The following is a 19,788-nucleotide window of genomic DNA, read 5'->3' as shown; positions in this document are numbered from 1 at the left end:
AAGAATGACAAAATATAACAAAAAAGCCCTTGGTAAAAAACCAAGGGCTTGATGATATCTATTCAGTTAATCAGTTTTTAATCACAATTTTCTCTATTTTCTCAATCTTCTTTCCATCCTCGTAGGTGATTTCTTTTTTCACCTCAACTTTTTCTGCATTTGCATGGGAATGACCGGAATGATCGGAAATATGAGGAGCGATAACCAATGCTACGATGGAAGTCAATTTGATCAAAATGTTCATGGATGGACCGGAAGTATCCTTGAAAGGATCACCTACGGTGTCACCTGTTACAGAAGCTTTGTGGGCATCAGAACCTTTATATTCCATTTTGCCGTTGATCTCCACACCTTTCTCAAAGGATTTTTTGGCGTTGTCCCAAGCCCCGCCGGCATTGTTTTGGAAAATTCCCATCAACACCCCTGAAACTGTAATCCCGGCCAACAAACCGCCCAATACTTCCGGACCAAATGCAAAACCAACAATCATAGGGGCCAATAAAGCGATGGCACCAGGGGCAACCATTTCTCTGATAGATGCTTTGGTAGAAATCTCCACACATTTTTCATATTCTGGTTTGGCCTTGTATTCCATAATCCCCGGAATTTCCCTGAATTGTCTCCTCACCTCATTCACCATATCCATGGCTGCGCGTCCAACTGCAGCAATTGCAAGGGAAGAGAATATGAAAGGAATCATTGCCCCGACAAAGAGACCTGCAAGTACATCGGCTTTATAAATATCAATGGAATCAATGCCTGCAATTCCTACATAGGCAGCAAACAGGGCCAATGCGGTCAAGGCAGCAGAAGCAATGGCGAAGCCTTTTCCGGTTGCAGCTGTCGTATTTCCTACGGCATCCAAAATATCTGTTCTTTCCCTTACTTCTTTTGGCAAACCTGACATTTCGGCAATACCACCGGCATTATCTGCAATCGGACCAAAGGCATCAATGGCCAACTGCATGGCCGTCGTCGCCATCATACCTGCAGCGGCAATCGCTACTCCATAAAGACCTGCTACAAGGAAGGAACTGTAAATACCTGCTGCCAATACAAGGATTGGAGCAACTGTAGATTCCATACCTACAGAAAGACCGCCAATAATATTGGTAGCATGTCCTGTAGAGGATTGTTTAATGATGGAATTAACCGGCTTTTTACCCATTGAGGTATAATATTCCGTAATCATACTCATCAAAGCGCCCACAATCAAACCAATAACAACAGCACCGAACACTCCCATTTTGGTGAAAGCAATGGATCCTCCTCTTGATAAAACAAGCTCCCCATCAGGCAACATATACATGATCAGCGGATAGGAGGCAGCTACAGTTAACAAAATTGATATCCAGTTACCTCTGTTCAGGGCTGCCTGTACACTGGAAGAATCATTGGCGATTTTCACAAAGAAAGTTCCTACGATTGAAAACATCAGGCCGAGACCCGCAATGACCAATGGCAACAAAACAGGGGCAATTCCACCAAAATTATCTGCAGAAACAATTTCTCTACCCAAGACCATGGATGCCAAAATGGTAGCTACATAAGAACCAAAAAGGTCTGCACCCATACCGGCAACATCGCCGACATTATCACCCACGTTATCTGCAATGGTAGCCGGATTTCTTACATCATCTTCAGGAATACCTGCTTCCACTTTACCAACCAAATCTGCACCCACATCAGCAGCTTTTGTATAAATACCTCCACCTACACGGGCAAAAAGCGCAATGGATTCAGCACCCAAGGAAAACCCAGCCAATACTTCCAGGGCAGTTTCCATGGCCTTACCGTTTACATCTCCTCCTGTAGAGAGCACAAACATATTATAGAAAACAATGAATAAGGAACCCATCCCTAATACTGCCAAACCTGCAACACCCAGACCCATCACGGATCCACCATTGAAGGAAACATTTAATGCATTTTTCAGACTGGTTTTAGCAGCCTGCGTGGTTCTGACATTAGCTTTGGTAGCAATGTTCATTCCCAAATAACCTGCAAATGCTGAAAGCACCGCACCAATAATAAATGAAATTGCAATAATTGGACTTGAGGTTTCCACCAAGGTTCCTGACCATCCTAAAATAATTGCGGCAATGACGACAAAATAGCCAAGTATCTTCCACTCCGCCTTCAAAAAAGCCATAGCTCCCTTGGCAATATGACCTGCCAGTTCCACCATGTTTGCATCACCCGTCTCCTGTTTTGTAACCCAGGATGATTTAATTGCCATAACAATAAGGCCTATAATCCCCAACAATGGGACCACATAAATAAACATTTGTTCCATAAAGCTGCTTTTGCGTTTACTGTCAAAATTTTGATCCGACAAATATATTACTATTCGAACATCTATCAACCAAATCCTGTAAAAGTCATGGTTTTTTCGTTTCAGAATAAAATTTGGAGCCGATTTTTTTCGATTTTATTGAAAAACTCTTTTTTATCGGGTTTATTAAATCAAATATTTTCCAATCTTCAATAGAGTAAAATTTTATATCTGAATTAAAGACATGCAATTTTTTAATATATTCCATGCAAAACTGTAACCCTTATGACATGGACTCTTATCTTATTGACTGTTTTTTATGTATTCACCCCAATTTTAATCCTTTATTTATGTTATAAATTTCCTTTGGCCGACAAAATTGGATCGGTAATTTTGGCCTATATCTTTGGACTACTTTTGGGAAATACAGGAATTCTTCCTTCCATGGATTCTTTTTTAAGCGATTACCTCGTTACTAACCCCAATGCCGGCAACCAAGAAATAGAGGATATGTATAAGCAGGCTTTAATTACGCAGAATGACCTGATGGGATTCCAAATTTATAAGCTTCGGGACCTGCTTACCAGCCTAACAATTCTTTTGGCAATACCACTGATGCTGTTTTCATCCAACATCAGACAATGGGGAAAATTGTTGGGAAAAACCTTCCTTTCCTTATTGATTGGGCTTTTTTCGGTCCTTTCTGTCATCATCGCAGGATATTTCCTGTTCAAAGAAAGTGGAATCCGGGACCTTTGGAAAATATCCGGTCTATTGGTTGGTGTTTACACAGGAGGCACACCCAATCTGGCTTCATTGAAATTAATGTTGGATGTTGATGCCAATACTTATATTCTAACCCATACCTATGACCTGATCATCGGAATATTTTACCTGGCCTTTTTATTATCCATAGGGAAGAAATTTTTCCAGAAATTTCTTCCGGCTTTCCCCATTCATTCAAAACAATTTATATCACAGAATGACCAAAAAAAGGAAGCTTTTTGGAGTTCATTTAAACCAAAGACTTTAATACCTTTGACTAAAGCCATCGCCATGGCTATTGGAATAGTGGCAATAGGCGGAATTTTGGCCATTTTGGTTCCAGATAACTTACTGATGGTGGTCATCATTTTAAGTATTACCACGCTTGGGATCCTTGCATCCTTGATTCCTTTTATAAGCAGGATTGAAAAAACATTCGAAGCGGGGATGTATCTGATATTAATATTTAGTTTGGTGGTCGCCTCAATGGCTGACATCAGTAATTTTTCAGGGTTTCAACCGGCACTTCTGGGTTATATTACTTTAGCTGTCTTCGGATCCTTAATTTTACATCTTCTGATTTCCAGATTATTCAAAATTGACTCCGATACCACCATGATTACTTCTGTGGCCCTGGTCTGTTCTCCTCCCTTTGTTCCTGTAATAGCTGGCTCCTTAGGAAACCGGCAGATTATGGTTTCCGGAATTACTATTGGAATTATCGGGTATGCCCTTGGAAATTATCTGGGATTTTTTGTTGCAAACCTCCTAAAAATGATGTAATTGACTATCTTGATTGTTTATAAATTCCTTTGTGGAAACCATCAAAATACCTTTTTGAAATATGAAACAGATTTCAACAACTTGGATTTTTGAAAAAATCAATTCAGACATTTCATTTCTATTGGAGTGTTTTAAAGAAGTATTAAATGATTTAGGAGAACTTGATCTTGTTGATCTCCTGGAATTGAAATCCAAGGGAATCAACTTAACTGAAGCCTTTGTTCATTTGGAAGAAAAGCACATTCAGGTATTAAGTATCTATCTCCAATTGATGAATCTGGTCGAAGAAAATGCAGCGGTCCAGTTAAGAAGAAAAATAACTGATCAATCCGGAATTCAGGCTATTCGGGGTTCATGGGCAGAAACTATACTCAGGCTTAAATCAAATGGGCTTTCCGACAAGGAGATTTCAAAAGTCCTTGCCAAGATAAAAGTTATTCCGGTATTGACAGCCCATCCAACAGAAGCCAAACGTATATCTATTCTGGACCTCCACCGTGATTTGTATTTAAACTTAGTGAGGCTTGAAAACAATTCCTATTCAAAAATTGAAAGGGAGGTTATTGCCAATGAAATCAAATCCTTGATTGAAAGATGGTGGAGAACTGGAGAAGTTTACCTGGAAAAACCAACGGTTGTGTCTGAAAGAAATAATGTCATGCATTATTTCCGGAAAGTTTTCCCCAAAGAACTGGCCAAATCAGATATACAGATAAAACAGACCTGGAAGTCATTGGGTATGGATCCGAAATTACTTCAGTCCCCAGATGATTTTCCAAAACTCCAATTTGGAAGCTGGGTAGGCGGTGATAGGGATGGACACCCACATGTGACTGCCCAATTGACGGAAGAAACACTGCAAGCGCACAGAAGTGCCGCCCTGCATATATTGCAGGAACAGATATTTGAATTGGCAAAAGACATGACTTTTTCGGAAATCCGTAACCCGGTTCCCGGTTTTTTGATACAAAGTATCAAAAAGCTTGAATCAGAATTTGGTCCTGAAGGATCCAAAGCAATTGCCAGAAATCCATATGAACCCTGGAGACAATATATCAACCTGATTCTTTTGCGTCTTGAAAATACTGCAAAACAAACTCCTGATAACAGGTATCCTATTTATAATGAAGTGGAAGAATTGGCTGATGACTTAAAGACCTTAAGAAAAAGTCTGGAGGAGATCGGCGCGGATAGGATAATGGAAGAACATCTCTTTCCTATTGAAAGACAGTTGATGTGCTTTGGGTTTCATCTTGCCAAACTGGATATCAGGCAAAATTCTGAATACCATGATAAAGCCATGGAACAGATTGTAGCTTCGGTTTTTCCGGAAAAACCTCTGTTTAGAAACTGGTCAGAAGAAGAAAGAATGCAATTCATTTTGGAGGAATTAAAAATTGCCAGGCCTTTCGGAGTCAGCGACAAATCTTTTGGTCCCGAAGCAGATAAAGTTTTGGATTGTTACAAGGTCGTCAAAAAACATTCAGACCAATATGGTCCAGATGGGATTGGCTCCTTTATAATCAGTATGACCCGTCAGGTAAGCGATATCCTATTGGTCTATCTTTTTTTCAGAGAAGTCGGATTGGACCCGCAGCAATTTCAGGTTGTACCGCTTTTTGAAACCATTGAAGATCTTTCACAGTCTTCACAAATTATGGAAGCCTATCTTTCGTTGCCATTCCGTCAGCAGCTTCATTATGAAGTACAGGAAATCATGTTGGGCTATTCAGACAGCAATAAAGACGGAGGAATCATATCCAGCAGATGGAACATTTACAAAACAGAAAGCCAATTGACGAAAGTGGCCAATAAGCATGGGGTCAAATTCCGCTTTTTCCATGGAATTGGGGGGACTATAAGCCGGGGTGGTGGTAAATACCATAGGTTTTTGGAAAGTATGCCGACAGGAAGCCTATGTGGTGAAATAAAACTGACTGTGCAGGGTGAAACCATCGCCCAACAGTTCGCCAATTTATTGAACGGAGCCTATAATTTTGAAATGTTGCTTTCAGGGGTGGCCTTACAAACTGCCTATTTTGAATATTCCCTCCCTTCAGAAAGCTATCCTGTTGAATCAATACAAAAACTCTCCTTATATTCTTTGGAATATTACAAATCCTTGATCAAACACCCTTCTTTTATCCAGTTTTATGGAGAAGCAACCCCAATTGATGTTTTAGAACTGAGTAAAATAGGTTCAAGGCCAGCTAGAAGGACTGGAACAAGGACTCTGGAAGATTTAAGAGCCATACCTTGGGTTTTCAGTTGGAATCAGGCCAGATTCAACCTTACTGGATGGTTTGGTATCGGATTCGCTTTAGAAAAACTGCAAGATGAAGAACCAGAACTCTATGAAGCCTTAAGAAAAAATGCAGATTCCTGGCCTTTATTACGCTATATCTTTATCCAAGTGGAAACCAGCCTATTGGTTGCAGATAGGGATATCATGCATGCTTATGCAGATTTGGTTTCAGACAAAAAAATTAAAGAAGGTATCATGCCTATCATTTTGGAAGAATACCAAAGAAGCCTTGATGGCATAGCTAAGATGTTTGAGAAAGAACGGGAAACCAGAAGGATCAGTCATCTTGATTCGCTTCAAAGGAGAAGAAATGCCCTCAATGCACTGCATAAAATGCAGTTATCAAACCTAAAAAATTGGAGAAGTTTAAAAGACCATGCCAGCCCTGAAGCGGATTATCTCGTTAAAAGATTGCTGGAAATAACTACTGCTCTCGCCAGTGGATTAAAGAGTACCGGATAAAGGAAGCTATACTTCAAAGCTTCAAATATTCGGAATTCACCAATTGGTCCATCACCCAATTGGTTCTTGCCCCGGTCTTACCTGTACTGGGACAATAACCTTTTCCCAAAAGATCATCCACAATACTTTGAATCAAAGGTTGTTGAATATGATAAGGAAGTTCCAGATGAAACGATTGTTTTTCCTGTTGGTCTGATTCCAGAACAAATTCTCCCAATCCAAAGGTTTGAAAACTGATTTTTCCTTTATTGCCATAAATGATAATTTCATCAATTTGCGCCGTTTGGGACGCGGTGAAACACCAGTTTCCTGTTCCAATTACGCCATTTTCAAAAACAAATGTGCCTGTCACAATGTCTTCTGCCCCATAGGCTTTAGCCTGGTTAGCAGCAAAGCCTTTAGCCTTGGTAATAGGTCCAAAAAAGAAATCCAAAAGATCCAGTTGGTGGGAGGCCAAATCAAAAAAATACCCTCCTCCTGCAATTTGAGGATCAATCCTCCAGTTATTTTCAAGATGGACCACTGCATCGGGTCGGATCACCTGTTTCATATTGATATGAACTGTTCTGATTTCTCCGATAGTGCCAGAATCCATCACTTCCTTGATCTTAATAAAATGAGGTAAAGCCCTTCGGTAATAAGCAACATATAGAGGTACTCCAGCTTCTTCACAAACGGCAATCATTTCCTTGCATTCTGCAAAAGTCCTGGCCATGGGCTTCTCTACATAGACCGGTTTCCCCATTGATGCGGCTAGTTTGGTATAAGGCAGATGCATGTGGGGTGGCGTGGCAATATAAATAGCATTGATGTCGGAGTCTTCAACCAATTCACTGGCATCTGTATACCATTTTGGCACGCTGTGTCTTTCAGCATAGTCTTTGACCCTTTCTTCATTCCTTCTCATTACCGCCACCAATTTACTGTGGGGAACAATATTCATAGCAGGGGCGGATTTTTTTTCGCAGACATTTCCTACACCAAGTACACCCCATCTTACTTCAGAATCCTTGATTTTTTTCATGGAAGAAAATTAAGGAAAAAGTTTTCAAAAGAGGAATTTTGGAAATGGACAAAACAAAAAACATTTTCTTAAAATGGTTTTATTCTTTTCATGGTCTTTGCCAGATCTTTATTTTACTTTCAGATAACCGGATGAAGACCTCGGTTTTTTTGTGGTTTATTTTATACTTTTATCCATCAAATACAGGGAGTAATTCTAAAAACCTAAAGCATTAATTTACCCATCATGAAAACTTCTCTCTCCCCCATCATTAAAGTCATTGATCTTTCAGAATTAAAACAAAATGAGGAATTCGTCTTGATTGATGCCTGTTTTGGTAAAGAAAATTATGAAGCATCCCATCTGGAAGGAGCTTTACATGTGGATCTGAACACCGAGCTTTCGGACATCAAAGAAGATTTTGCCCATGGGGGAAGGCATCCTCTTCCAAAACCCTCAGATTTTTGCAAATTATTGGGCAATCTGGGAATCAGTCCCTCAAGCCATGTTGTGGTATATGATGACAAAAACGGATCCAATGCGGCTGCAAGGTTTTGGTGGATGCTCAAAGCCATTGGACACGAAAAAATTCAGGTATTGGATGGAGGAAAAGATGCTGCCGTCAAATCAGGATTTCCTTTGAAGAGTGGTAAAGGAATTCCTTCAAAAAAGTCCATTTATCCCCAATCGGATTGGTCACTTCCATTGGCAACAATAGAGGAACTGGATCAGGTATCATTGGACGAAAATTTTATCGTCATTGATGTAAGGGAACATGAAAGATATATTGGAAAGAAAGAACCTATTGACCTGATAGCAGGGCATATACCGGGAGCCATCAATGTCCCCTTTGCCAATAATCTGGATGAACAGGGGAATTTTCTTCCTTCTGAAATTCTAAAACAGAACTATTCCAAAATTTTTGGAAGTAAAAAAGCTTCCAATATCATTGTTCATTGTGGTTCAGGTGTGACTGCATGTCATTCACTATTGGCCATTGCTTATGCAGGATTTGATATTCCAAAACTTTATGTAGGGTCTTGGAGTGAATGGTCGAGAAACAATAGGACCATAATAACGGAATAATCAGATTAGACCATTAAATGACAAGATTTATGTCCACAGCCTTGCAATACCCCATTGGAAAATTTAAAGCCTCTGAAAAAATTGACACCATACATCTTAGGCACTTTATTCAAGATATTGAGGATTTTCCTAAGCTTTTGAAGCAAGAAGTTGAGCAATTAACAGAAATTGAACTGGATACTCCTTATCGTCCAGGGGGATGGACCATCAGACAAGTGGTGCATCATTGTGCCGATAGTCATATGAATAGCTTTATAAGGTTTAAATTGGCCTTAACTGAAGAAAACCCACACATCAAACCTTACCTTGAACACCTATGGGCTGAATCCGTAGATTATCTGGAAATGCCTGTAAGTTTTTCCTTGTCTATTTTGGAAGGTTTGCACGCACGATGGGTCTTTTTATTGAAAAGCCTGACTGAAAAGGACCTGAAAAGGACATTTTACCATCCTGAAAAACAGGAGGAAATCCCATTGGACAAGACTATTGCCTTATATTCCTGGCACTGCAGACATCATTTGGCTCATGTCCAATCTATTAGAAAAAAGGTTACATATTAAAAACAGTTGATTTTATCCTTTTATGATCAAGATGTCTTTATTGAGATATTTGGATAAGGTATCTGAAAATCGTTGGGATTCCCAAATTTCAAGTTCCAATCCTGTCTCACCAAAAACCTTGATGATAAGCCGGTTTTTTTCCGCAACACAATGTACGTTTTCAACCCATTGGTTTTTGGTTTTATCAAATCCCACAGCAATCCTTAAAATTCCCGCCAGTCCTTTGACCAGTCTTCGCTCTTTTTTATCCAACTGTTTATATTCTTTATGCCGCTTTTTTGGCCCAGCTTTCCGGTGGTATCTAGCCAAAAGCGATAAAAGTTTCAATTCCAGGTTATTGAATCCCCTTAACCTCCCCTGAAGGATTAGGTATTGGGAATGTTTATGGTAATTTTGAAAATTCACAAAAGTTCCCACGTCATGTACCAAAGTTGCCTGATAAAGTAAATCTCTTGCACTTTTATCCAATTCATGAAGATCTTTCAATTGATCAAATAATTGTAGAGCAAGCATGGAAACATGCTTTTTCTCTTCTATATCTGTTTCATACCTTTTAGCCATTTGCAGGCAACTTCTCTCCTTGATGTTTCCCCCTTTGAGAGGTTCCTCCAGCATCTGTCCATGCTTTTCCAAAAAATCAATGATCAGCCCTTCTCTCAAAGAAGCATCTGAAAGGGTAATCTCCTTTACCTCCGCCAGTTTGAGCAGCTCTACAAGCAAAAGCCCACCTAAATGAATAGCATCTACCCTATTTTCACTGATTCCTTTGACTTCAGTTCGCCTGTCAGGAGCCAAGGACATCAATTTATCTACTACTTTCTCCAAATCCTTGACTTTGATGACTTCCGCATTGACAGTATTTCCCAGTTCTCTTCCCATGAGCAATAGGGTAGCTTCTCCAAGAGCACGGATGGTTCCTGAAGTTCCCACCACCCTATCAAACCCTACCCTTTTGGCATTTTCCAAGACGGAGGAAGCTATTTCCCTTACATGGTTTTTCAGTTCGTTGCGCTGTTCCTGATTTAATGGTTCTTGAGATCCTACCCTATCCAACAATCGGAGCACGCCAAGTTTCATACTGGTTTTGAATAGTACGGCATCCTTATTTCCAATGACTGCCTCCGTGCTACCACCACCAATGTCAAGTACCAAAACCTTTTCGTTTTGAAGATCTATTGCTCTTCTTACTGCCAAAAAAATCAATCTGGCTTCCTCATTCCCAGAAATCAATTGTGGAGAAATGCCTACTTCATGAATGAGGTTATCCAAAAACTCCCTGCCGTTTTTGGCTTCTCTGGTCGCAGAAGTAGCTGCAGTGATGATATGTTCTGTCCCATACTGGTCTGCCAATTGGACATATCGGGAGATGGTCTCCAATCCTTTGTGGTAAGCCGTTTTGCTCAGGATTTTATTGGCAAACACCCCTACTCCTAATTTGACCATTTCCTTCTCCTGAACCAGCACTTCAAAATTCTGTTGGGAAGTGGCCTTAACAATGATCATGTGGATGGAGTTGGTGCCGATATCTATAGCCGTCAGGTTCATAAAATAGATTTTTGGATCGATTTAAAGATAAGAAATAAAGTGACACAACAATTCACCAAACCCACCAGGGAGGGGATGATTGTTCCATATAAACCCAAAAATCGAAGATACAATGCGCAGCAATACAAGGCCATAAGGATCCACTGAGAAATCTGGAATACCCAAACAATACTCCGGCAATTGCTGTGTAAAAAAACAACTCCAAAGGCGTATTGTAAATGGTCTGTTCCGGCAGGACAAACAAACAGGCTTTATATCCTGCATGAGCGACAGCCGAAATCAGAATGGCCAATTTAGGATTCCAATAGCCTGCTGCTCCTTGGATAAATCCCCGAAAAACAAGTTCTTCTATAAACCCAATACAGACTGCGATGATAACAAATGGTCCTACAGCACCGGGAATAGCTGGTAATCCATCCTCCCATCGGGAATAAATAGCCACTGCCATCGCTATGAAGACAGATATAAACAAGACCCATTTTTTGGATTTTTTAAGCCTCCAAAGCTGTGCATCAAAAACTGCCTTTGGATGGAATAATTGAATGGTACCCAACCAATAACCTGACATCATTAAAAAACCAATAGCAAGCCATTTTAATGGATAGGGCTCTTGGATAAATAAAGAAAAAACACACAAAAAAATCGAGAGATAGATAGCACGGTAAAGCCCACTGATTTCTTTATGGTGCATAAGCTTCTTTTTTATGATAAGTACGCAATAACAGAAACCAAAACAAGGCGATTGGAATAATTAAAAGCAACCAAACAGAGCCAATACAGGCACCGGAATTCGGGACAATAATGGTATTTGGTAATTCACTTTTAAGGTTGACAATCCCTAGAGAGTCACTATAAAAATCTTCATGCAGTGACAAGTATTGTAAACCTTTCAACTGAAATAATCCAGAATCAATTGAGGAACTATATTCAGAATCTCCTATGATGAGATATTTTAATTCTTTGAATCTTCCCAAGATCCTGTAATCAAATAATGTATCTACCACATTAAAATCCAAAAACTCCAGTTCTTTTAACGAGTCAGCAAAAATTGGTAAGTTATCCTTTAAGTAGGATTCCTGTGACCTTAAAGAAAGTCTTTTCAATTGCTTTAAATTTGAGATATCCGCAGCATTTTCCAATTGTCCCACCACTGTCAAAGCTTTTAAATTTGGATGGACATAAGCTAAAGGGTAATCCATCCATGCATCATCCCAAAACATGATATTCAATTCCTCGAGTTGCTTCAGATCATACCATGGTGGAAGGCTTTCCAAATCTTCACCATCCCCAACAAAAGTAAAGGACTTTATCTGTAAGTTTTCTTGAAAAAAGGATGACTTCAGGAGTGGAAATTGATCTGTTTCATTCCATTCTCTAAGGATTAATTTTTTCAATTTTTCCAAATGGGGAAGTGGAAGATCACCAATTGAATCCGGAATAAAGATCATCAGGCTTTCCAGATTTTTGAATCTTCCAATACTCGTCAATGTGAGAGAATCCAATGGGTTATTAATGGATAGCATTTTGGGCGAAAAATGCTGGGAAATCCAAAGTAAATCCTGATTGTTGACAGGGATTGAATCTTCATATCCTGTGAATGAAATGTCAATATGCGGATTGAACTCTGCAATTTTTTGCAAATAAGGCTTAACCGAATCAGGAATTTCAATTTCAAACTCAATTGATTTGAGCGTTTTGCTCTCCTGAAGTGACAACTGATGCAAAAACATCAGTGAAGGACCAATAGAATCAATAGTAATGGATGAAAGTTTCCCGTTGATCAGCAAGGTGTTTTCATCCCCATCAAAAATCAAGGTGTCTTTCCACTCAGGATCAATTGAATAAATATATTCATTATTAGTTTTATCAAGTTTAAAAACAACCAAATCACCATTCTTGACAGGAACAGTTACATATTCTCCTGAATCTTCATAGCTAAATCGCTCATGGTTATCTAATACTGAAAAAGGATAGAAAGTAACACCATAAAAGGACAGCAGGCGAAAGGAAAATTCCTCTTCCGTTTCAATTTGCTTCTTTTGGCATTGTAATGTCAGCCATCCAAAACAAAACATCAAGATTGCTATAGAAATGCTTTTATAAGACATATTTTGGTTTTCGATAAAACAGATTTCGTCTAATGAAATATACTAAATATTCTTCCATTAAAATCAAACATTTCCTCATTATTTAGATCTGGAAAAGCCACTACCTCTCCTAGTAGGTCTTATCTTTCCTTGTCATATTAATTGGAAATGAACGCAGTAAAAATTACATTCGGTCATGATTAAATTGATAGAATGTCCAAGGGATGCCATGCAGGGCAGAACTGAATTTATAGATACTGCCATAAAAGCTGCCTATATCAATCAATTGTTACAAGTGGGCTTCGACACCATTGATTTTGGAAGTTTTGTCAGCCCCAAAGCCATTCCCCAAATGCGGGATACTGCAGAAGTGCTCTCACTTTTGGACCTATATAGCTCCAAATCAAAACTTCTGGCCATCATTGCCAATGAAAGAGGGGCTGAAGATGCCCTTCAATTTGAAGAAATTGATTACTTGGGCTTTCCTTTATCGGTTTCCGAAACTTTTCAGCAAAGAAATACTAACAAATCCATCAGACAAGCTTTGGAGACAGTTGAATCCATTCATAACCTTTGTGAAGTAAATGGGAAAACGCTGGTCACTTACCTCAGTATGGGATTTGGAAATCCATATGGAGACCCCTATTCCCCTGAATTGGTGGCTGATTTTGTGGAAAAACTGGAGGAAATGGGAATTAAAATCATCTCCTTTGCTGACACCATAGGCAGTGCGGATTCTGACCTTATCGAAAATTTATATGAGGTGAATGCCAGGGCTTTTCCCAACATTGAATTTGGACTGCACCTGCACAGCAACCCAAAAGACCTCCAACCAAAAATTGAGGCTGCACTAAAAGCAGGTTGCAGAAGATTTGATGGGGCCATTTATGGATTTGGGGGATGCCCTATGGCCAAAGACGAGCTGGTCGGCAATGTAGCCACAGAATCCCTGATCAGTATCCTTGATAAGAATGGATTTGAAACTGGAATCGATCGAAATGAATTATCAGAAGCCATGAAATTATCCCGTGTGGTTTTTAACTGATTAACCCACAAAATCAACCGTTAAAAGGATTACTTTAGTCCTGCCTGAAGTTTGAAATAACTTTAGGCCTTTGACGAATCATGCATAGAATTTCGAAAATAGCGAGCCTGACCAGAATTTACAGAAGGATCCATAAATGGATCAGTATTCCTTTTGTGCTGTTTCTTCTTATCATAGGGCTCACTGCAATTCTTTTGGCCTGGAAAAAAGAACTGGAACTGCTCCCAAAAACCCAAAAAACCAAGCTAGAGGTCCCAGGCCAATGGATAAATATTGAGGAAATATTAGCTATTGGTTCTTCCTTTATGAAGGATAGCCTGGGCAAAAGCCCCATCATAGATAGAATTGACATCAGGCCGGATAAAGGAATTGCCAAGATCCTTTACAAGCAGCATTTTATGGAGATTCAGGTGGATGGTTATACAGGAAATATCCTATCTGTTAAAAAAAGGAATTCAGACCTGATAGAACGCATCCACGATGGGAGTATAGTGGATTTTGTTATGCAATCTGATTCTGAAGCCAGTAAACTCATATACAGTACCATTACCTCTTTGATATTGATTTTTTTGGGTATTTCAGGTTTTTACCTATGGTATTATCCTAAAAAGATCAAAAGGATTAAAAAATCACAGGAATAAAATCCTGATTTCAGATGATTTCTACCTCTGACATTTATCTTTGTAATGGCTGTACAGTGGAAATATGCAAGAGGATATTTTTGATTTTTGGAAATTTTTAGCAGGTATAGGCATTTTCCTTTGGGGGATGCACCAATTGGAAACGGCTATCAAGGAATTAGGGGGCAAATCATTGCGCAACTTATTACAAAAATTTACCGATTCGGCATGGAAAGGAATCCTTATTGGTACTTTGATCACTGCCATTTTACAAAGTAGTTCCTTAGTAACCTTAATGGTACTTGCCTTCCTTGGTGCCGGAGTGTTGAACCTCAAAAATGCCATTGGAGTGATTTTGGGAGCGAACCTTGGAACCACTGTCACTGCCTGGATTGTCGCAACTTTGGGTTTCAAATTAAGTGTGGCAGATTTTGCCATGCCATTTTTGGGTCTAGGGAGTATCCTCTATTTGTTCACAACATCGCGACCGACTTTAAAAAATATTGGAGCTTTCTGTGTTGGATTTGGCCTTTTGTTTCTTGGATTGGATTTCTTAAAAACTTCCATAGAGGCTGTGGCAGACCAAGTTGATTTAAGCGAATTCCATACCTATGGCCTTTGGATTTTCCTTTTGATAGGTATTATTGTTACAGCTCTTATTCAATCGAGTTCTGCTATGGTGGTGATCATTTTAAGTGCCATGAATGCCGGAGTCATTGAATTATTGGAAGGAGCAGTTTTGATAATCGGCGCCAATATTGGGACTACCATTACTGTGGGAATTGGCGCTCTAAACGGTTCTGCAGATAAAAAACGCCTTGCTCTTGCTCATTTTCTGTTCAATTTAATTACAGGCGTATTAGTTTTCCTTTTTATCAGGCATTTGGTGGCGTACACCATGCTCATTTTTTCTGTTGAAGATCCTTTGATGGAATTGGTATTGTTGAATACCATAATCAACATGATCGGAATAATATTGTTTTTCCCATTCATCCCCAAAGCTGAAAAATGGCTGAAAAAAAGGTTTATATCTGATGAACCAATAGGCGTATCCATCTATATCAAAAAAGTGAGTGTTGAAGTACCTGAGGCTGCCATTTCAGCCCTTGAAAAAGACCTTCAATTGGCTTTTCAAAAAACAATTTCTTTCATGTACAATGTCTGGAACCATGGGGAAATAGAGAATGAAAACATTTCAATATGGAGGAGGATTTTATTGCAGCCCAAAGATTTGATGGAGCAATACAGGGAAATAAAGATACTGGAAGACGAATTGACCAACTACCATATCGATTTACAGGAGCAGAACCTAACCTTAGAAGAAGCCCAAAGACTTACCTCTTTGATGTTATCTTTAAGAACAATGGTATATGCAGCAAAGGATTTGAAAGATGTGATGCATAATATTGTGGATATGGAGGGGGAAGATGATCCTTTAGCTTTAGATTTTTACAAGAGTTTGAGAGAATATTTCTTTGACTTTATCAGTAAGTTGAATGATTATTTGGCCCAAGAAAATTTTGAAGAAAAAGGGGAACCGGATTGGATAGGCGAAAACGCCAAACAGTACAAAATGTGGATTGCTGTCATGTATGAAAAAATTAAAAAAGGGCCATCTGAATTTCCTGTTTCAACCCTAACCAATGTAATTAAACAGGTAATTTCAAGCTTGGACAACCTTGGAAGTTCTGTTATCCATTGGAAATTTTTGAAGAAGGAAGTTATAGATATAAATTATAAGGCTGTATCGTAAGTATAATGAATGCCCTGGGAATTCATTATAAGAAACTTGGTTCAGAAATCTAACCAAAAAAAGAGGCTGTCCCATCAACAGGGACAGCCTTTGGGTGCTTGCAACTTTTCCGTGGGTCACTCCATTTTTACGCTTAAAACAGGAATTTCAGATTTGAATAAAACTGTATCAGTTACACCAATTTGGTAAGAAGACATGCCTTTCCTATCTGTGGAAGCAATTCCGATGAATCCGATTTTGTTGTTTTCTGAAAATTCCACGATTCCCTTTTCTATTTCGTCATGGTTGTAAACATTCTTGTGGATGACAATATCCTCCAATCCTTTGGCAAATTTGTCCATGTTTTTCTGGGCATCTGCCGAGTTGATGAAAGAATTAGGGGTGTTCACAACCAGAAAATGTACTGAGGTTTGAAAGTCTTTGATCATGGGCTTCATCTTAAGGAAAGCAGGCCTTGAATCTTCAGTGAACATGGATGCAAAAGCCATTTTTCTCAGGTCATTTCCATTCATGACTTTTTTCACTGCCAAAACAGGGCATTCTGAATTTCTTAATACTTTTTGAAGATTTGATCCCAGGAATTTTTCATTGGTATAGCCTATACCATAGGCACCTATTACAATGAGATCCGCCTTATGTTTGTTGGCAACTTTAATAATCTGTTCATGCGGCACACCTACTTCAACGACTGTTTCTACCGGTACCCCTCCCAATTTATGGTCCATGACAAACGCTTTTAATTTATCTTTAGCCTCAGCCTCGAGATCAAGGATATCCGGATGTTGCTTCTTTTTTTCAGCACTTAACTTTTCCCAATCCAGTGGGGTACTGACAACATTTACACAGGTAATACTACTGTTCGCTTTATCGGCTATTTTTAGTGCCGTCAAAAAAGCATTATCTGCATAAGAAGAGAAATCGACGGGGACAATTATTCTTTTCATGGCTTCAGGATTTTAGTTCTTAAGTACAGATTAAATTTCGCAATTTTCCAAGGCATAAACCCTGATGAAAATCATAGAACACCCTGATAATTACCACTATTCCTTATTTATTTCATAGTTAGTTTTGAATTATAAAATCAATTCATTTAAAAAAGGGAAGCCATGATTTTAAAAGGGAAATATGGAATAATCACAGGAGGAGCAGGAGGAATAGGAAAAGACACTGCTGAATTGTTTCTCTCTGAGGGTATGGAAGGTGTTTTGTTGGTGGATTTGAAGCAAGAAAACCTAGAGGTTGCAAATAAAGAATTGAACGATAAAAGAGTGCATGTTTTTGCCGCAGATGTCAGTAAGGCTGTGGATGTAAAAGCATATACGGAAAAAGCGGCATCGCTTTTTGGAAAAATCGACATTGTTTTCCTGAATGCTGGTACAGAGGGTGTGGTCAAGTCATTGACTGAATATTCAGAAGAGGAATACGATCTTGTGATGGATGTCAATGTCAAAGGAGTTTGGCTGGGAATGAAATACGCCTTTCCTTACCTGGAAAAATCCGGAGGAGGTTCCATCATTATCACCTCATCAGTGGCAGGATTGACCGGGACGGCAAAAATGATTGCATACACAACCAGCAAACATGCTACCATAGGGGCTATGCGGGTAGGCGCAAAAGAAGGTGCTCCATTCAATATCCGGGTCAATACCATTCACCCCTCTCCCGTTGACAACAGGATGATGAGGTCTTTGGAGGATCAATTTGCTCCCGGCGCTGGGGCAGAAGTTAAAAAAGGTTTTGAAAGCATGATTCCTTTGGGAAGATATGCAACCAATAGAGATATCGCGGAAATGGCCCTATTCCTGGCCTCCGACAAAAGCAAGTTCATAACCGGCGCAATGCATGTCGTTGATGGTGGTTTTAGTGCTTAATTAATAGGTTTGGTGGTTAAAAAGGGTCAAATATTTTATTTGACCCTTTTTCTATTCTTTCTGTAATAGTTAACTTGTCCTCTTATTGATCTATTTTTAAAAATAACAGATATGGAACTTGAAAAATTAAAGCAAATTCTTCCCAATCTTACAGACCCTAATTTATTAAATGAACTATTGACATATGGCACCATTCATGAATTTCAACCTGGAAAAGTAATTACAGAACCGGGACAGTTTATCAAAATGGTGCCTTTGATTTTGGAAGGATCTGTAAAAATCCTTAGGATGGATGAAGATGGCAAGGAATTGTTTTTATACTATTTAGAGCCAGGTGAAACCTGTGCACTTTCTTTAACCTGTTGTTCAGCTTCCAGACCCAGTGAAATCAAAGCAGTCGCAGAAGAAAAAACGGTTCTTTTGGGTATCCCCATCCACAAACATGAACAACTACAGGACCAATACAAACAATGGAAGGATTTTGTCTCCATGACATACCAAACCAGATTTCATGAAATGTTGATAGCACTTGATGCAGTAGCATTCAAAAGGATGGACGAAAGGCTGATGCGTTATATTGTAACCAAAATGAAGCAACAAAAAACAAATGAGCTGCACACCACCCATCAGGAAATTGCAAACGAATTAGGGACTTCCAGGGAAGTAATTTCCAGATTGCTCAAACAATTGGAAAAAAAGAAATGGATTGAACTGGGAAGAAACGTCATCTATATCAGGGATGACTTTGAAGAGTTGATCAGTAATTAAAAAAAAGGGACAGTCAAAACTGTCCCTTTCTTTTGTGCTCCTTTTGTTACTCATGTGGTTTTTATTTTCCAGCCTGATAAACAATAATTGATCTGTATTCAGATTGGTTGACTTCAGTAAGTTTTTTTCCGAACCACAAAAGTCTGCAAAGTAAACAAAAGAAAGGGCCCTAATGGAAAATCCCGTTAAAAGAAAGGACCTAATGGCCCCAAACTTTTGTGTTCCTATTGTTACTCTTGTGTTTTTTTTCCCATCCTAAGCATCAACAATTGATCTGTATTCAGATTGGTTGACTTCAATAAGTTTTTTTCCGAACCACAAAAGTCTGCAAAGTGAACAAAAGAAAGGGCCCTAATGGAAAATCCCGTTAAAAGAAAGGGCCTGATGGCCCCAAACTTTTGTGTTCCTATTGTTACTCTTGTGGTTTTTTTTCCCATCCTAAGCATCAACAATTGATCTGTATTCAGATTGGATGACTTCAGTAAGTTTTTTTTCGAACCACAAAAGTCTGCAAAGTGAACAAAAGAAAGGGCCCTAATGGAAAATCCCGTTAAAAGAAAGGGCCGATGGCCCCAAACTTTTGTGCTCCTATTGTTACTCTTGTGGTTTTTATTTTCCAGCCTGATAAACAACAATTGATCTGTATTCAGATTGGTTGACTTCAGTAAGTTTTTTTTCGAACCACAAAAGTCTGCAAAGTGAACAAAAGAAAGGGCCCTAATGGAAAATCCCGTTAAAAGAAAGGGCCGATGGCCCCAAACTTTTGTGCTCCTATTGTTACTCTTGTGGTTTTTATTTTCCAGCCTGATAAACAACAATTGATCTGTATTCAGATTGGTTGACTTCAGTAAGTTTTTTTC

Annotated in this window: 16 protein-coding genes; 9 read left to right on the top strand and 7 right to left on the bottom strand. The window is 39.1% G+C overall.

What is annotated here, in order from left to right:
* Window positions 1–70: 70 nt before the first annotated feature.
* The gene (locus ACFSKV_RS15975; RefSeq protein ID WP_380804913.1) at window positions 71–2,296 is read right to left on the bottom strand and encodes a sodium-translocating pyrophosphatase; all 2,226 of its coding nucleotides are present in this window, start codon (window positions 2,294–2,296) and stop codon (window positions 71–73) included.
* A gap of 264 nt (window positions 2,297–2,560) precedes the next feature.
* On the opposite strand from ACFSKV_RS15975, the gene ACFSKV_RS15970 reads away from it, so the two are divergent.
* Window positions 2,561–3,823 (top strand): DUF819 family protein, encoded by a 1,263-nt coding sequence (locus ACFSKV_RS15970; RefSeq protein WP_380804911.1) that lies wholly within the window; start codon window positions 2,561–2,563, stop codon window positions 3,821–3,823.
* Between the two features lie 61 nt (window positions 3,824–3,884).
* The gene (locus tag ACFSKV_RS15965; protein ID WP_380804908.1) at window positions 3,885–6,590 is read left to right on the top strand and encodes a phosphoenolpyruvate carboxylase; all 2,706 of its coding nucleotides are present in this window, start codon (window positions 3,885–3,887) and stop codon (window positions 6,588–6,590) included.
* A 13-nt stretch (window positions 6,591–6,603) separates the two neighbouring features.
* Here ACFSKV_RS15965 and ACFSKV_RS15960 read toward each other — a convergent pair whose 3' ends face one another.
* Window positions 6,604–7,614: a Gfo/Idh/MocA family protein gene (locus ACFSKV_RS15960; RefSeq protein ID WP_380804906.1), complete on the bottom strand. Its 1,011-nt coding sequence runs from the start codon at window positions 7,612–7,614 to the stop codon at window positions 6,604–6,606.
* Window positions 7,615–7,839: 225 nt separating this feature from the next.
* Between ACFSKV_RS15960 and ACFSKV_RS15955 the strand changes: the two genes are divergently transcribed.
* Both ACFSKV_RS15955 and ACFSKV_RS15950 read left to right on the top strand, forming a co-directional pair.
* A complete protein-coding gene (locus ACFSKV_RS15955) occupies window positions 7,840–8,679 on the top strand; it encodes a sulfurtransferase (RefSeq protein WP_380804903.1) in 840 nt (279 codons plus the stop codon).
* 29 nt (window positions 8,680–8,708) lie between these two features.
* The gene (locus ACFSKV_RS15950; protein ID WP_380804901.1) at window positions 8,709–9,239 is read left to right on the top strand and encodes a YfiT family bacillithiol transferase; all 531 of its coding nucleotides are present in this window, start codon (window positions 8,709–8,711) and stop codon (window positions 9,237–9,239) included.
* A 12-nt stretch (window positions 9,240–9,251) separates the two neighbouring features.
* On the opposite strand, the gene ACFSKV_RS15945 is transcribed toward ACFSKV_RS15950, so the two are convergent.
* From ACFSKV_RS15945 to ACFSKV_RS15935, 3 genes are read right to left on the bottom strand one after another with little or no spacing between them, the layout of a single operon-like run.
* A complete protein-coding gene (locus ACFSKV_RS15945) occupies window positions 9,252–10,784 on the bottom strand; it encodes a Ppx/GppA phosphatase family protein (protein ID WP_380804899.1) in 1,533 nt (510 codons plus the stop codon).
* A 52-nt stretch (window positions 10,785–10,836) separates the two neighbouring features.
* Window positions 10,837–11,475, bottom strand: coding sequence for a CPBP family intramembrane glutamic endopeptidase (locus ACFSKV_RS15940; protein ID WP_380804897.1), 639 nt, complete (start codon window positions 11,473–11,475; stop codon window positions 10,837–10,839).
* The gene (locus tag ACFSKV_RS15935; protein WP_380804894.1) at window positions 11,465–12,892 is read right to left on the bottom strand and encodes a hypothetical protein; all 1,428 of its coding nucleotides are present in this window, start codon (window positions 12,890–12,892) and stop codon (window positions 11,465–11,467) included. Before ACFSKV_RS15935 ends, ACFSKV_RS15940 begins: the two co-directional genes overlap by 11 nt.
* A 175-nt stretch (window positions 12,893–13,067) precedes the next feature.
* Here ACFSKV_RS15935 and ACFSKV_RS15930 point away from each other — a divergent pair, with 175 nt between their 5' ends.
* The 3 genes from ACFSKV_RS15930 to ACFSKV_RS15920 all read left to right on the top strand — a co-directional run bounded on the left by ACFSKV_RS15930 (window position 13,068) and on the right by ACFSKV_RS15920 (window position 16,289).
* Complete coding sequence (locus tag ACFSKV_RS15930) at window positions 13,068–13,916, top strand: hydroxymethylglutaryl-CoA lyase (RefSeq protein ID WP_380804891.1); 849 nt, start codon at window positions 13,068–13,070, stop codon at window positions 13,914–13,916.
* Window positions 13,917–13,996: 80 nt separating this feature from the next.
* Entirely contained in the window at window positions 13,997–14,557 is a 561-nt protein-coding gene (locus tag ACFSKV_RS15925; RefSeq protein WP_380804889.1) for a PepSY domain-containing protein, read from the top strand.
* 64 nt (window positions 14,558–14,621) lie between these two features.
* Window positions 14,622–16,289 carry a Na/Pi cotransporter family protein gene (locus ACFSKV_RS15920; protein ID WP_380804886.1) on the top strand — a complete coding sequence of 556 codons (1,668 nt, stop codon included), beginning with the start codon at window positions 14,622–14,624 and terminating at the stop codon, window positions 16,287–16,289.
* Between the two features lie 116 nt (window positions 16,290–16,405).
* On the opposite strand, the gene ACFSKV_RS15915 is transcribed toward ACFSKV_RS15920, so the two are convergent.
* Window positions 16,406–17,233 carry a universal stress protein gene (locus tag ACFSKV_RS15915; RefSeq protein ID WP_380804884.1) on the bottom strand — a complete coding sequence of 276 codons (828 nt, stop codon included), beginning with the start codon at window positions 17,231–17,233 and terminating at the stop codon, window positions 16,406–16,408.
* A 162-nt stretch (window positions 17,234–17,395) separates the two neighbouring features.
* Here ACFSKV_RS15915 and ACFSKV_RS15910 point away from each other — a divergent pair, with 162 nt between their 5' ends.
* On the top strand, window positions 17,396–18,160 hold the full coding sequence (locus ACFSKV_RS15910; protein WP_380804881.1) for an SDR family NAD(P)-dependent oxidoreductase: 765 nt from the start codon (window positions 17,396–17,398) through the stop codon (window positions 18,158–18,160).
* Between the two features lie 111 nt (window positions 18,161–18,271).
* Window positions 18,272–18,928 (top strand): Crp/Fnr family transcriptional regulator, encoded by a 657-nt coding sequence (locus ACFSKV_RS15905; protein ID WP_380804878.1) that lies wholly within the window; start codon window positions 18,272–18,274, stop codon window positions 18,926–18,928.
* A gap of 230 nt (window positions 18,929–19,158) precedes the next feature.
* Here the strand turns inward: ACFSKV_RS15905 and ACFSKV_RS15900 are convergent.
* On the bottom strand, window positions 19,159–19,788 hold a 630-nt coding region (locus ACFSKV_RS15900; RefSeq protein ID WP_380804875.1), incomplete at its 5' end, for a hypothetical protein.

Origin of the sequence: Shivajiella indica (genome assembly GCF_042683085.1) — a bacterium.
GTDB classification, from domain to species: domain Bacteria; phylum Bacteroidota; class Bacteroidia; order Cytophagales; family Cyclobacteriaceae; genus Shivajiella; species Shivajiella indica.
The sequence above is the reverse complement of the archived record's forward strand: the minus strand, read 5'-3'. Positions and strand labels throughout refer to the sequence as shown.